This window comes from Amycolatopsis sp. WAC 01375, assembly GCF_003947325.1.
In the GTDB taxonomy this organism is placed as follows: Bacteria; Actinomycetota; Actinomycetes; order Mycobacteriales; family Pseudonocardiaceae; genus Amycolatopsis.
Genome location: NZ_QHHW01000063.1, coordinates 83,469 through 97,096, shown reverse-complemented (window position 1 = coordinate 97,096; position 13,628 = coordinate 83,469). Strand labels below are relative to the sequence as shown.

Sequence of the window (13,628 nt, the reverse complement as noted above, 5' to 3'; positions counted from 1 at the left end):
GGTCTCAAAGGGGCCCTTCACGACACACCGGCCCGCCTCAGCCCGGGCCGAGGCTCGCCAGAACGACACTTACCACTCACGACCCACCCGACCCGCCGCGCCAGGTTGCCTTACTTCTCAATAGCTCCTCAGTGCAGGTAGCGCTCGAGGAAGGCACGCTCGGAAACGGTGAAGCGCCGCGGCTTGGCGGTGTCCTGGTCGACTGCCGCGATCGTCGAACGGGCCTCGATGTGCACCCCTTCGTCCGAGCGGATCTCCGCGGCCAGTTCGCAACTGGCCCAGCTGACCTTGGTCACCCACGACTCGATCCGCACCGAACGCCGCCCGAATTCGAGCGGCCTGCGGTAGTCGACCTCGTGCCGGACGACCACCATCCCCACCGATGGCAACCCGCCGCGGTCTTCCTGCAGGGCACCGGCGTAATCGAGGTAGAGGGCGATCCTCGCGTCTTCCAGGTACTCGACGAAACGGGCGTTGTTGACGTGGCCGTGTGCGTCGATGTCCGCGAAGCGGATCTGGCGGTCATAGGTGTGCCGCCTGGAAGTCTCCCGCACCTCGATCGGACGGCCGGCGGCCGCGAGCTGGGTGACGGCCTCGGTCATCAGGTACCCCCGGATGGTCGTGACGGTCCGGCGACTTGGTTCACCGGATCCGCTCTGTGGTGAGAAGGTGTCGCCGCACGCGCCGAGAAGGGAGGATCCGGCACCTGCGCACCCGGATCCTCCCTCTCGGATCGCTCACCTCACGCGGAACCTGACGCCGGTCCGGCGTTGGCGTCGAAGGAGCTGCCGGCGTAGTTCGGATGGATGACCGAGGCGGCATACGTGACGGGTGCGGCCAGCATGGCCGTGACGCCGACGACGAGCCCGGCCTTGACCAGGGCCGCGGGGGCGTTTTCGCGCACCCGCGCCAGAATCAGCAGGGCGAGAGCGACCGTGCCGAGCACGAGCGTTCCCCATTTCGCCCACGGCAGGAAGTTCGGATAGTGGGACCACAGCCAGGCACCCCAGGCCAGTTCGGCCGCGATCGCGATCGGCAGTAGCCAGGCCTGCTTTCCGCCACGCTGGTATGCCCGCCAGAACATCACGATGCCAATGGCGGAAAGGGCGGCGATCGCCGGCGCGAGTGAGGCCACGTACGCGGTGTGCGCGACGGCGCTCGCACTGAAGACCAAACCGAAGGTCGCCAGCCACACGCCCCACATCACCAGCCCGCCGCGCACCGGGTCGGTGCGTTCGGCCCGGCGCCACCACCGGAGCCCGCAGATCAGTGACAGCACGGTGAGCGGGAACAGCCAGGCGATCGCGACGCCGAGGTGACCGTCGAACAGCTTGGTCCAGCCCATCGGATCCGGCCTGCTCTCCACCTTGGACAGGTCCCCGCCCGGGGGCCCGCCCAGTTGCCCCGCACCGATCGGCGGCAGGCCGTGCGCCTTCGGGCCGACCTTCGGGCGACCGCTCGACCCGGGGCCCTCCTTGGCCTTCGGCCCGACCTTCGGCCCGTTCCTGCCGTTGGCGTCCGCGGCGCCCGGCAGGTCGATGCCCACGCGCCCGAGGCCGTTGTATCCGAACACCATGGCGACGGCGCTGTTGTTCGTGCTGCCACTGACGTACGGCCGGGAACCGGCCGGGGTGAAGGTGTAAAGCGCGACCCACGAGAGCGACACCGCCAGCATCACCACTCCGGCGATCCCCAGATGCTTCAGCCGGAGGCGCCGTCCGATCGGCGCGGTCAGCAGGTAGCCGATCGCCAGCGCGGGCAGGATCATCCACGCCTGCATCATCTTCGCCTGGAAGCCCAGCCCGATCCAGACTCCTGCCCAGACCAGGGATCGAAGCCGCGCCTCGAGGACGGCCCGCTGATACGCGTCCACCGCGAGGACCAGGCACATGGTCAGCAGGCCGTCCTGCATGCTGTGCCCGAACATCGACGCGACGACCGGGGTGAACGCGAAGATACCCGCCGCGAGCAGGCCGGGGACCGCACCTGCCCACCGCCGCACGACCCGGTACATCACCAGCACCGAGATCACGCCCTCGATCACCTGCGGCAGCGCCAGCGACCAGGCGTGATAGCCGAAGATCTTGGCCGAGATGGCCTGCGGTACGAAAGACCCCGCCAGCTTGTCGAGGGTGTACGTGGCCTCCGCGTCGACGGCGCCGAAGAAGAACGCCTTCCAGCTCCCCGACATGCTCTTGACGGCGTCCGCGTACAGCGGCGCGTAGTCGACGAACGGCAGGCTCGCGGCATAGAGCACCATCGCCACGAAAGCCATGCCCAGCAACACCGGCCGGGCCCAACGCGGCTGATCGGACGGCGACCGCCAGACCGCCCAACGGTTCGCTCCGCCACCGGGTCCGGGGTCCGGGGACCGCGACGGCAGATAGGTCAGTGTTGCGGACATTCCGATACCTCCGGCGTGATACGGCATCGCAGGGTGGCGGATCAGGGACTTCGGTCTCACCCGATGGCGGGAGAGGCGGTGGATTAGCCGACGGTCACGACCGGCCAGGTCGTTTCGCCGTATCCGCCAGGGGGCGAAGTCTTCCGAGCATGCGTTTCGAGTCGCTCGAACAGATTCTTGTCCCGCCCGTTGAGCATCGACAGCTGGGACGGGTAGTACTCCACGGACTCGAACTTCCGTACCCGTGCCTCCGGTTCGACCGCGGTGAAATCGGGCGAACCGAGCTGGAAGCCCTGCGGCAATTCGACCGCGCCTGGCCGGAACACCGCGTAGGGGAGGTCTTCCCAAAGCCGGACGGGAACGTTCATCTCGTGCGCGGCGAGCAATGCGGCGTCTCGCGCGGTCTCGTGATCGGGATGGCCACCGATGGCCGCGCACGTGACGAGCAGCGTGGGATCGACTTCCTCGATGAGCGACTTGATGTCGTCCTTGATCTCGGCGACGAGATCGTGATCCCGCTCCGGCGCCTTCTCGTTGATCGCCAGCTTTTGCCCGCCTTCCACGTGATCCGCCAGCCAGCCGCCATCGGGCAGCTTGCGATAGATCGTGTCGAGGAACCGGCCGTGCCGGTAGCCCACCTTCAGATGGCCGAGCGCGGCGATGTCCTCCTCTCGGCGATAGAGCGGCGCGTCGTCATCCGGTGAAAGACCCCAGATCGCGTGCATCCGTTCCGCCGCGGGAGAATAGGGAGGGGCCGCGGTACCGGCGAACACCGTGTAGACGGTCACCTTCGCGCCGTCTTGCGCCGCTTGGGTGAGGCAGGCTCCGAAAGACAGGACCGCGTCGTCCAAATGAGGGGAAATCGCCAGTAACCGGGTCGCGCCGGCGTCGTGGAACATGGGGTTCGGTTTGGCGACGGACTCGCCACCCGGCAACGGGGAACCCTGGACGGAAGACACCACGTCTTCACCTCTCTCGACCGTGAAACGGCCGTATAGGACGCTTTTACGGAAGCGGAAGATGACCGGCGTACTCGTACCAGTGCCGCCCGGCCCTCAAATGGGCGACCACCGCCCTTTCCAGGGAGGTGCGCTGGGGAAGTTCGTCCAGCGGCTCGCCGTTGTAGTGGAACACGAACTCCAGGATCGCGTCGTCCCCAGGCTCGGGGTCGCCCTCGATACGCGTCCACGCCCGCCTGAACCGGATGATGTGGGACTCCTCGGAGAGGTATTCCTCCAGCTGCGGATCGAGCAACCACGATGTGCCGGTCAGCACGTCCGCGCCGTGCTCGGGGAAATGCCGGTCGAAGAACGGGCGGGCAAGGCACAGCGAGTCGTAGAAGATGGTGCCTTTCAGCGGTCCGCCCGCTTCGGGGATGTGCAGACCGAGCTCGGGAGTGCCGTCACGGCCGACGGCGAGGCTGAACTGGAGACGGCCGAGCTGGTAGACGATGCCGCTCAGGAAGTAGGCGGTCCACCATTGCGTGTCCATGCCGCCCTCGCCGTGCTTGCGGCGATAAGTGGCGACCGAATCCCCCAGTTGCGCCAAGGACTCCCAGGTGACTTTCTCGGGGATTCCCCGGCTCTCGTGGAAGCCGCGCACCGACGGAACGGTCGCGAGGAAGACATATACATGGAAGTAACGCCCGGCGGCGCCTGTCCCGGACGGCAGGTTCGGCGCACCCCGCCGCTTCACCCGGCAGTCGCCCATGTTCCGGATGATCGCGTGGTGGGTGCGTTCGAGCAGCCACCACAGGGCCGGGTCACGATCGGGCTCTGGAGCGGCCGCCACGATCTCCTCGACGTCGAGCTCCGGCACCCCCAACCGCCGCAAGAGCTCTCGTGCCTCGTCGCCCCGCGGGAGTCGTACCGGCTCGGGAGGCGAGCCGAGCTTCTCGAGGTCCGAGAGCCAGGCCACACTCCTCTCGTCCTCCATCTTCAGCGCACTGCGTACGGTTTCGGCATCCATCGGCGACCGCCCTCGGTTTTGACGACTCGGTGTCAAGCGGAAACAGCCGGCTTGTTCCGGCTGACCGCCTCGAACAACAGGTTCGCGGCCACACCGGCCCCGTCGGTACGGACGGTGCCTGCCACGGCCGAAGCCCGCGCCCGGGTCTCCGGGCTCAGGGCCGTCGCGAGCGCGGCCGACAAGGAATCGAAGGTCGGGGCCGGACCGTCGTGTGCCACCCCGACGCCCAGCTCGGCCACCCGGCCCGCGTAATACGGCTGATCGGTCATCTGGGGCACCACGACCTGCGGGACGCCCGCCCGGGTGGCCGCGGTCGTCGTGCCCGCGCTGCCCGCGTGGACGACGGCGGCCACCCGGCCGAACAGCACCTGATGGTTCACCTCGCCCACCGCCAGGCAATCCTCCTGGTCATCGGGAAGAGCCAGGTCCGCCCACCCTCGGGACAAGACCACCCGATGCCCCTGCGCACGAACCACCTCGACCGCCAGCCTGGCGGCGTCGGCGGGCGCCGGCCCACTGCCGAAACCCACGTAGACAGGCGGCGGCCCGGCGCGCAGAAACGCCTCCAGCTCCGCCGACAGCGGCCTCGTATCGGGCAAGATCCACGCACCGGTCTGGACGGCCGCGAGATCCGTCGGCCGCAACGGAGCCAGCACCGCGTCCGCGGCGAGCCACGGGTGATCGGTGAACCCGTAATCGAAGATCTTCTCCACCGGCGCCAGCCCGATCGAAGCCCGGCGGCTGTTGAGCGCGTCGCCGAACCGCCGGTAGGCGCTCTGGTCGTTCCTCTCCCAGAGCACGCGGTTGTCGGTCACGTCCTGTGCGGGCGGTTCACCGAGCGGTGGCGGCGGCGGGTAATACGGCGACGGCAGGTAGATCGGGCAGTAAAACGCGTAGAAATAAGGGATCCCCAGTTTCTCGGCCACCGACCGCACCCCGACCGCGGCGGCAAGCACGCCGGACGCGACCACCGCGTCGCACCCCTCGGCGGCCGCCGGAATCTTGTCGAACTGCAGGGCGATCGCCTCGGCCGAGAGCCGGGGCCCGTCCGCGGGTGTCGGCCGCTTCTTCCCGTGCAGCATCGCTCGCGCCGACTGACCGACCGGTACCAGCGGCACGTCGACCTCGGCCAGCCGCTCCGCGGAGTCCGGCGGCGCGCACATCCGCACCTCGGCGCCGAGTGCGCGCAACCGCACCGCCAGCGCCACCAGCGGCTCGACATCTCCGCGGCTTCCGGACGTCGACAACAACACGCGCATGAGGTATTCCCCGATTCGTAGGTTCTGGTTCGCGGACCTGCTCGGTGCGGGTTACGCGGAAACGGTCGGCTTGTTCCGGCTGACCGCCTCGAACAACAGGTCCGCGGCCACCGACGTCCCGTCGACGCGGATCGTGCCTGCCACCGCCGAAGCCCGCGCCCGCGTCTCCTGGCTCAAGGCCGTCGCGAGCGCGGCCGACAAGGAATCGAAGGTCGGGGCCGGACCGTCGTGTGCCACCCCGACGCCCAGGTCGGCCACCCGGCCCGCGAAGTACGGCTGATCGGCCTTCTGGGGCACCACGACCTGCGGGACACCGGCCCGGGTCGCCACGGTCGTCGTACCCGCGCCGCCATGGTGCACGACGGCGGCCACGCGGCCGAACAGCGCCTGATGGTTCACCTCGCCCACCGCCAGGCAATCCTCCCGATCGTCGGGAAGAGCCAGTCCGGCCCAGCCCCTGGCGAGCACCACCCGGTACCCCTGCGCCCGGACCGCCTCGACGGCCACCGTGGCCACATCGGTGGGCGCGGGCCCGCTACCGAAGCTCACGTAGACCGGGGGCGGGCCGGCGTTCAGGAACGCTTCCAGCTCCACCGGCAACGGCCGCTCGTCGGGCGAGATCCACGCGCCGGTCTGCACGGTGGCGACATCGGGCGGCGCCGGAGCCAGCACCGCGTCCGCGGCGAGCCACGGTTCCTCGGTGAACCCGTAATCGAAGATCTTCTCCACCGGCGCCAACCCGACCGACGCCCGACGGCTGTTGAGCGGACCGCCGAACAGGTCGTAGGCGCCCTGATTACGCAGGTCCCGGTCCGTCGTCGGCAGATAGTTGGGGCAGTAGAAGGTGTAGAAGTAGGGAATACCCAGCTTTTCGGCCACCGACCGCACACCGACCGCGGCGGACACCAAACCGGTCGAGACCACCGCGTCACACCCCTCGGCGACCGCCGGGATCCGGTCGAACTGCTCGGCGATCGTCGCGTCCGCGAGCTCGGGCGCACCGGGCGCCGGCCCTCCCCCGCGGGCTCCCGCTCGCACCGGCGGGCCGATCCGGGTCAGCGGTATGCCGACCTCGGCCATCCGCTCCACGTAGTCCGGCGGCGCGCACATGCGCACCTCGGCACCGCGCTCCCGCAACCGCAGCGCCAGTGCCACCAACGGTTCGACATCTCCGCGTGTTCCATTACCGGAGAACAACACACGCATTTCTCATCCTCTGTTCCGTGGGTCCTTTGTCACGCCGGGCGATAGGGCAGCCAGCTCATTCCGTCGGGCGAGGTCACCAAGCCGCCGGGGAACAGCGGCAGCTCGGGTTCGGCGTCTTCACCGAGCACCGCCCTCATCTGTTCCTGGCCCGCCTCCTGCATCACCTGCTTGACCACCTGCGACTTGTACAGCGGCACCATGCTGTCTTCGTCGCCACCGGCCATCTGGTCCACGGCCGCGGAGAACTCGGCGCTGCGCTCCACGATCCTGTCCGTCGGCGTCAACGCCGCCTCACCGGACGACACCCCACCGACCAGGTCCACGAACGACTCGATCTCGGTGTGCTGGTTGTTCGTGACCTTCTTCGCCTGCCAGAAGTACGAATCCTCGTTCACGTTCATCTGGTAGAACGAGGTGAGGAACTCGTAGAACACTCCGTACTCGCGCCGATAGCGTGCTTCGAACTCGGTCAAGGCGGTCTTCTCGTCGGTGTCCCCGCCGAGAACACTGTTGATCGAGCGGGCCGCGAGCAGCCCGCTGTAAGTCGCCAGATGCACTCCGGAGGAGAACACGGGATCCACGAAGCACGCGGCATCACCGACGAGTATCATTCCAGGCCGCCAGAAAGACGTCTGATGGTACGAGTAATCCTTGCGAACCCGCAGCTCGCCATATTTACCGGAAGTCACCCTGCGCGCGTCCGAAAGGTACTCCGAAATCAAGGGGCATTCGGCGATCAAGGTCTTGAGCGCCTTCTCCTGGTCGCCCTGGATCTTCTCCGCGTCCTCCCGGCGCACCACCGCGCCGACACTGGTCAGCGTGTCGCTCAGCGGAATGTACCAGAACCAGCCGCTGTCGAACGCGACACTCAGGATGTTCCCCGAATACGGGGCGGGCAGTCGTTTACCGCCCTCGAAATAGCCGAACAGCGCCAGACTGCGGAAGAACTCCGAATAGTTACGCGTGCCGCCGACTTGGGAGTACAAGCGGCTCTTGTTGCCGGAGGCGTCGATCACGAAAGTCGCCGACACTTCACGCTGTTCACCATCGGGATCGGTATAGCGCAGGCCGGTGACCCGCTCACCCTCTTCCAGCACACCGGTGACCGTGCACTCCTCCCGTACCACCACACCCTTGCGCCGCGCGTTGTTCAGCAGGATCTCGTCGAATCGAGCCCGCTCGACCTGATAGGCGAACGACGTCGGCCCGGTGATCCGCGGGGAAACCGAGAAGGAGAAAGTCCACGGCTCCGGACGAGCGCCCCAACGGAAAGTACCGCCCCGCTTCACCGGGAAGCCCGCGGCCGCCAGTTCGTCCGTCACGCCGAGCATCCGGCAGATCCCGTGCACGGTGGACGGCAGCAACGACTCACCGATCTGGTACCGCGGAAAGACTTCCTTCTCCAACAGCAACACCCGATGCCCCTGCATGGCCACCAGCGAAGCCACCGTCGAACCACCCGGCCCGCCTCCGGCCACCACCACATCGAACTCTTCGACCGACATCTCCCACCATTCCTCTGTCAAATAGCACTTCGCCGGGTGACTACCAGGTGACCGGCAACCGGTCCGGACAATCGATGAACGCGTTTCGCAGCTTCACTTCCTCGACCGGTACCGCCAGCGCGAGCCCGGGAAAACGGCGCCACAGCGTCCGATAGGCCATGCGCAGCACCGTCCTCGCCACCGCGGCGCCCACGCAGTAGTGGATGCCGTGCCCGAACGCGACATCCGAGACGGAAGCACGCTTCGCGTCGAGCACGTTGGGATTCGGCGTCAGCGCTTCATCCCGGTTGGCCATCAAGATCGAGCACAGAACATAGTCCCCGGCCTTGATCAGCTTGCCGTCGACGACGACGTCACGGATGGCCATTCGCGGGTTCGGCTGCTGCACGGGCGAGAGGTAACGCAGGAGTTCGGCGACCACGCGATCCACGTTCTCGGGACCTTCGAAGACCAGGTCTTTCTGTTCGGGTTCGTCCAGCAGTGCGAGCACCCCGAAGCCGATCATCCCCGCGACGGTCTCGACACCACCGAGGAGCAGCGCCGTGCACAGGCCTTTCAGCTCCTCGTCCGTGACGTTCTCGCCGTGCTCTCGGACGAGCATGCCGATGAACCCCTCGTCGGGGTCCTTCCGCTGCCGGGTGATGAGGCTGTCCAGATACCGGTTGAACGCCGCGCTGTCGGCCGCCCGCGCCTTGAATCCGCGGCTGATATCGACATTCCGCCTGATTCGCCGGATGAATTCGGCCCGGTCATCACGCGGAATGCCGAGCAGTTCGCACAGCACGCCGCCGCCGACCGGGTCGGCGAACAATCCCTGGAGGTCCGCGTGCGGTCCCTCGGCCTCCATCTCGTCGAGATGATCGTCGATGAGTTCCTGGATCGCGGGTTCCAGCCTCCGGATCCGCCGGACGGTGAACTCGGGTGTCAGCATCCGCCGCAGCCGCGTGTGTTCCGGCGGATCGTAGGTCGAGATCTGCCCGACGAAGTGCGGCGCCATGGGGACGTCTTCACCGTTGGTCGTCCGTTGTGCTTCCGCCTCGGTCAGCCGGGGCCGCGTGGTGAAGTTCTCGTGATCGCCGAGGATCTTCCGGACGACGTCGTAGCCGAGGGCCTGCCAAACGTAGCCCTTGCCGAGCTGGGTGGGGGCGTCCCCGAGTATCCGGACCAGCGATCCCTTCTCCCGCAACGCGAACATGTCCTCGTGCGGATCGCAGTGCGTCCTCGTCATGTAGTTCGCCGTCGGCTCCACGGCCGGCGCGACCTCGTCGATTGCGTGCTCCATACCGAGTGGAAGCTCCTTCATTGACCAGGAATTGCGGTCCGTGCCGTTGCCGCGCCGCAATCTTCATCCGTGATCGGGCGGGACGTCCAGCGCCGCCATGGACGGCCCGATCACCACGCGACCATCAGGCTCGTGAGCCCGTAAGCCGGGGTGGTCAGGCGGAACATGGTCTCCTTGGCGGGATCCGCGAGCCTGAGCCCGGGAAAACGCCGCCACAGCAAGGTGAAGACCGTACGCAGTTCCATGCGGGCCAGCGAAGCGCCGATACAGTGGTGGATCCCGTGCCCGAAGGCCACGTGCGGCGCGGGCTGCCGCGTGAGATCGAGCCGGTCCGGATCCGGTACCAGCGCCGGGTCGCGGTTCGCCATGGGGAGCGAACAGAGAACGGTCTCGCCCTGCTTGATCACCTCGTCCCCGATGACGACGTCCTCCATGGCCGTCCGGGGTGTCGGGGCGTACGGCACCGTCAGGTAGCGGATCAACTCGTCGACCGCCCGTTCCGCCGACTGGTCGTCACCCCGCACCGCGGCGATCTGCTCGGGGTGCCGTAGCAGCGCCAGGACCCCCAGTCCGATCATGCCGGAGATGTTGTCGTCGCCGGCGAGCATCACCTGCACGCAAAAGCCTCTCAGCTCCTCATCGGTGGCATCGTCACCATGTTCGGCGACGACCGCTCCGATCAGCCCTTCGCCGGGTTCTTTCCGGTTCCTGGCGATCATCGCCAGCAGGTAGCGGGAGAACGCCTCGCCGGCGGCCGCCCGCTTCCGTTGACTGCGCGTGGCGTCGAGATGCCCGTGGCACAGGCTCATGAACATGGCGCGGTCGTCCCGGGGAACGCCGATGAGCTCGCACAACACGGCTCCCGGCACCTCGTCGGCGACGAGTTCGATCACGTCGGCGGGCGATCCCGCGTCCGCCATGGCATCGAGCCGTTCCGACACGATCTGGTCGATGTACGGCTCCATGCGCCGCATCTTGCGCAGGGTGAACCCCGGGGTCAGCTTCTGCCGCAACCGGGTGTGCTCGGGAGGGTCGTAGTCCATCAGATTGCCGACCAGTTCCTTCGGCCGGAAGATGCCCTCCCCGCCGACCTCGTCCCGCTGATGCCAGCGGCGCCGCGTGCTGAACCGCTTGTGGTCACCCAAAACCTGGCGCACGACGGAGTGGCCCGCGGCCATCCAGGTGGTCTCGGCGTCCGCCCCGGTTCCCACGGTGACCCTCGACAGCGGACCGGCGGCGCGCAGTTCTCCCGCCGGATCGAGATCCTGCCTGCGGATGTGGATCGGGCGCGTGTCGTCACCACTCAATGGGGAGCTCCTCGAGGTTGAACGGCGCGGGCTTGCCGGGGACGAACCGCAGTTCCTCCTCCGGGACCGCGAGCCGCAGCGCCGGGAACCGGCGCGCCAGTAGCGGCAGCGCGACCCGCAGCTCGAGCCTGGCCAGCGGAGCGCCGACACAGTGGTGGATGCCGTGGCCGAAGGCGAGATGACCCGGGCTGTTCTCCCGGGTGATGTCGAACTTGTCCCCGAGCGCGCGGTTGACCGCCAGCATCGAGCAGGTCAGCACGTCACCGGCGCGGATCTCGTACCCGGCGATGGTCAGGTCGACGAGCGCCGTCCGGGGAGAAGGGGCCTCGACGATCGTCGGGTACCGGAGGACTTCTTCGGTCGCGCTGTCCACCAACTCCGGACGTTCGCGCAGCAGCGACAGCTGAGCGGGGTTCGTCGCGAACAGCAGCACCGCGACCGCCAGCTGGGCGGCCATCTGCTCGACGGCCACGATCAGGATCGCCTCGGCGAGCCCGGACAGTTCCTCGTCGCCGACCTTGTCCCCGTGCTCACGGGCGATGAATCCGATCAGCTCGTCGCCGGGATCGCGGCGTTCGCGGGCCGCGAGCTTTTCGCAGTAGTTGACGACACCGAGGCTCGACTGGACCCGCTGCTTGGGGATCCGGCTCTCCCGGCTGTCCCGGATCATCCGCGACAAATCGGCCTGATCGTCGCGCGGGACACCGAGGAACTCGCAAGCGATGAGCGCCGGGATGGGCCAGCCCGCGTAGCGGACGAAGTCGATCGGCGAGCCCATGCTCTCCAGATCGTCAAGGCCCTCTTCGATGATCTCTTCGACCCGCGGCCGCAACCGCTCGATCCGCCGGACGCTGAACGCCGGGGCCACCGTCCCGCGCAGGCGGGTGTGGTCGGGCGGATCGTAGGCCTGCAGGATCCCCGGCAGATGGGCCCGCTCCGCCTCGTCGTCGACCGGTCGCATCGAACTGAACCGGGTGGCGTCGGCGAGGATCTCGCGCACTTCGTCGTATCCGGTGACCAGCCATTGCCGTCGGCCGTCCAGCCCTGCCTCGGTGTCGTACTCGTGCAGCGGGCCCTTCTGTCGCAACGCGCAGAGCTCCGGCGCCGGATCGAGCCGGATCCGCTGATGCGGTAAGGGAACTACCATGACTCTCCTCAGGCTTTCTGGCGCTACCAGTCGAGCAGCAGGGCTTCCACGTCGAACGGTGGTGGACCGAACTTGAGCTTGCGATCGGGCTCGGCGAGCCTCAGCCGGGGAAAACGCCGGGCCAGCGCGGGAATCGCCACCCGGAACACCATCTCCGCCAGCGGCCTGCCGAGACAGTGGTGGATCCCGTGCCCGAACGAGACATGCGGCGACTTTTCCCGGGTGATGTCGAATTCGTCCTCTCGCGCGGGGAAGTTCGCGCGGTTCGCCCCCAGCAGGGAACAGGTGACCGTGTCGCCCGCCTTGACGAGACGGCCACCGATCTCGATGTCCTCCTTCGCGATGCGCGGGTGGAGTTTCTCGTCGGTGGTGAGATACCGGTTCAACTCCTCCAGCCAGTCCGGGATCGTGTCCGGCTTTTCCCGGAGAAGGTCGAACTGCTCCGGGAAATCGACCATCAGCAACGCGCCGGCCGCGAGGAAACGGGCCACCTGATCGCCGCCCGCGCCCATGATGAACGCGGCCACCCCGGCCAGTTCCGCGTCGGTGATCTCGTCACCGTGTTCGCGCACGACGACACCGAACAGGTCGTCACCGGGATCGCGGCGCACCCGGGCGACCGCCTTGTTCATGTACTGCATGAACTTGTTGCCCGCCGCGTTGCGCCGCTTGTCCGTCCGTTCGGTGCGGCTGGCGTGCAGGGTGCGCGACAGGTCGGCCTGGTCGTCGCGCGGGATGCCCAGGAAGTCGCAGGTCGCCGTGGTGGCGACGGCCCAGCCGAAGTGCGGGACGAAGTCCGCCGGACCGCCCATGTCCTCGATGGTGTCCAAGGTGTCTTCGACGATCCGCTCGACGTGGGGCTCGAACCCCCGCATCCGCCGGATGGCGAACGGCGGCGTCACCAACCGGCGCAGCCGGGTGTGGTCCGGCGGGTCGTAGTGGGTGAGGAAACCGGGCCAGGCGATGCCCGCCGCCGTCCCGCCGTAGATCAGCCGGGCGCTGAACTTGTCCGAGCTGAGGACCTGGCGGACCTCGTCGTATCCGGTGGCGAGCCACGCTGTCCGTCGTTCGCCGGACTCCTCGGTGCCCAGTGCGGAAAGGGGCCCGTCGGCCATCAGCGAAAGGAGCTCCGCCCCAGGATCGAACCGGTCCCTCCGGTGGATTTCCAAGCCCCGGACGACGTTGAGCTCTTCGAACACGGCAGATCCTTTCGTCTTTGGTCCGGCGGGTCGTGAGTGGCGTTTCGGGTTAGAACCCGAAACGCCACTCACGACCGCAAGCGGGCGCCGAGCAAGTCCAACCGCCCGGATTGAGCGGCTGGACACCTCGGGCTCAGCCGTTGACCTCGGCGATCAGGCTCTTCGGCCGCAGGTCCGTCCAGTTCTCCTCGACGTAGGCGAGGCATTCCTGGCGTGAGGCCTCACCGTGGACGCGGGTCCAGCCGGCGGGCACCTCCGCGAAGGTCGGCCAGAGGGAGTGCTGCCCCTCGTCGTTGACCAGCACGAAAAAGGAACCGTCTTCGTTGTCGAACGGATTGGTCATGATCTTTC

Annotated in this window: 12 protein-coding genes; all 12 read right to left on the bottom strand. The window is 67.7% G+C overall.

The features are described 5' to 3' along the window. Positions 1-128 precede the first annotated feature (128 nt). Complete coding sequence (locus DL991_RS41595) at positions 129-602, bottom strand: thioesterase family protein (protein WP_125789846.1); 474 nt, start codon at positions 600-602, stop codon at positions 129-131. A gap of 140 nt (positions 603-742) precedes the next feature. Then, a complete protein-coding gene (locus tag DL991_RS41590; protein WP_125789845.1) occupies positions 743-2,404 on the bottom strand; it encodes a glycosyltransferase family 39 protein in 1,662 nt (553 codons plus the stop codon). Between the two features lie 83 nt (positions 2,405-2,487). Then, on the bottom strand, positions 2,488-3,366 hold the full coding sequence (locus DL991_RS41585) for a PIG-L deacetylase family protein (protein WP_233599318.1): 879 nt from the start codon (positions 3,364-3,366) through the stop codon (positions 2,488-2,490). Between the two features lie 43 nt (positions 3,367-3,409). Further along, complete coding sequence (locus DL991_RS41580) at positions 3,410-4,372, bottom strand: acyltransferase domain-containing protein (RefSeq protein ID WP_125789844.1); 963 nt, start codon at positions 4,370-4,372, stop codon at positions 3,410-3,412. A 32-nt stretch (positions 4,373-4,404) separates the two neighbouring features. Continuing rightward, positions 4,405-5,631, bottom strand: a complete 1,227-nt coding sequence (locus DL991_RS41575; protein ID WP_125789843.1) for a glycosyltransferase — start codon at positions 5,629-5,631, stop codon at positions 4,405-4,407. 51 nt (positions 5,632-5,682) lie between these two features. Further along, positions 5,683-6,837 (bottom strand): glycosyltransferase, encoded by a 1,155-nt coding sequence (locus tag DL991_RS41570; protein ID WP_125789842.1) that lies wholly within the window; start codon positions 6,835-6,837, stop codon positions 5,683-5,685. A gap of 29 nt (positions 6,838-6,866) precedes the next feature. Beyond that, the gene (locus DL991_RS41565) at positions 6,867-8,342 is read right to left on the bottom strand and encodes a tryptophan halogenase family protein (RefSeq protein WP_125789841.1); all 1,476 of its coding nucleotides are present in this window, start codon (positions 8,340-8,342) and stop codon (positions 6,867-6,869) included. Between the two features lie 40 nt (positions 8,343-8,382). Further along, on the bottom strand, positions 8,383-9,624 hold the full coding sequence (locus tag DL991_RS41560) for a cytochrome P450 (protein WP_125789840.1): 1,242 nt from the start codon (positions 9,622-9,624) through the stop codon (positions 8,383-8,385). A gap of 110 nt (positions 9,625-9,734) precedes the next feature. Next, positions 9,735-10,931 carry a cytochrome P450 gene (locus DL991_RS41555; RefSeq protein ID WP_125789839.1) on the bottom strand — a complete coding sequence of 399 codons (1,197 nt, stop codon included), beginning with the start codon at positions 10,929-10,931 and terminating at the stop codon, positions 9,735-9,737. Further along, entirely contained in the window at positions 10,921-12,078 is a 1,158-nt protein-coding gene (locus DL991_RS41550; protein WP_125789838.1) for a cytochrome P450, read from the bottom strand. Before DL991_RS41550 ends, DL991_RS41555 begins: the two co-directional genes overlap by 11 nt. Positions 12,079-12,101: 23 nt before the next feature. Continuing rightward, entirely contained in the window at positions 12,102-13,277 is a 1,176-nt protein-coding gene (locus DL991_RS41545; RefSeq protein ID WP_125789837.1) for a cytochrome P450, read from the bottom strand. Positions 13,278-13,410: 133 nt separating this feature from the next. Beyond that, the gene (locus DL991_RS41540) at positions 13,411-13,620 is read right to left on the bottom strand and encodes an MbtH family protein (protein WP_125789836.1); all 210 of its coding nucleotides are present in this window, start codon (positions 13,618-13,620) and stop codon (positions 13,411-13,413) included. Between the last annotated feature and the right edge of the window lie 8 nt (positions 13,621-13,628).

Bases quoted from the DNA above. Each gene is read 5' to 3' on its own strand.
- DL991_RS41590 (WP_125789845.1), bottom strand. From the start codon at position 2,404: ATGTCCGCAACACTGACCTATCTGCCGTCGCGGTCCCCGGACCCCGGA.
- DL991_RS41595 (WP_125789846.1), bottom strand. From the start codon at position 602: ATGACCGAGGCCGTCACCCAGCTCGCGGCCGCCGGCCGTCCGATCGAG.
- DL991_RS41565 (WP_125789841.1), bottom strand. From the start codon at position 8,342: ATGTCGGTCGAAGAGTTCGATGTGGTGGTGGCCGGAGGCGGGCCGGGT.
- DL991_RS41540 (WP_125789836.1), bottom strand. From the start codon at position 13,620: ATGACCAATCCGTTCGACAACGAAGACGGTTCCTTTTTCGTGCTGGTC.
- DL991_RS41560 (WP_125789840.1), bottom strand. From the start codon at position 9,624: ATGGAGCACGCAATCGACGAGGTCGCGCCGGCCGTGGAGCCGACGGCG.
- DL991_RS41550 (WP_125789838.1), bottom strand. From the start codon at position 12,078: ATGGTAGTTCCCTTACCGCATCAGCGGATCCGGCTCGATCCGGCGCCG.
- DL991_RS41575 (WP_125789843.1), bottom strand. From the start codon at position 5,631: ATGCGCGTGTTGTTGTCGACGTCCGGAAGCCGCGGAGATGTCGAGCCG.
- DL991_RS41580 (WP_125789844.1), bottom strand. From the start codon at position 4,372: ATGGATGCCGAAACCGTACGCAGTGCGCTGAAGATGGAGGACGAGAGG.
- DL991_RS41570 (WP_125789842.1), bottom strand. From the start codon at position 6,837: ATGCGTGTGTTGTTCTCCGGTAATGGAACACGCGGAGATGTCGAACCG.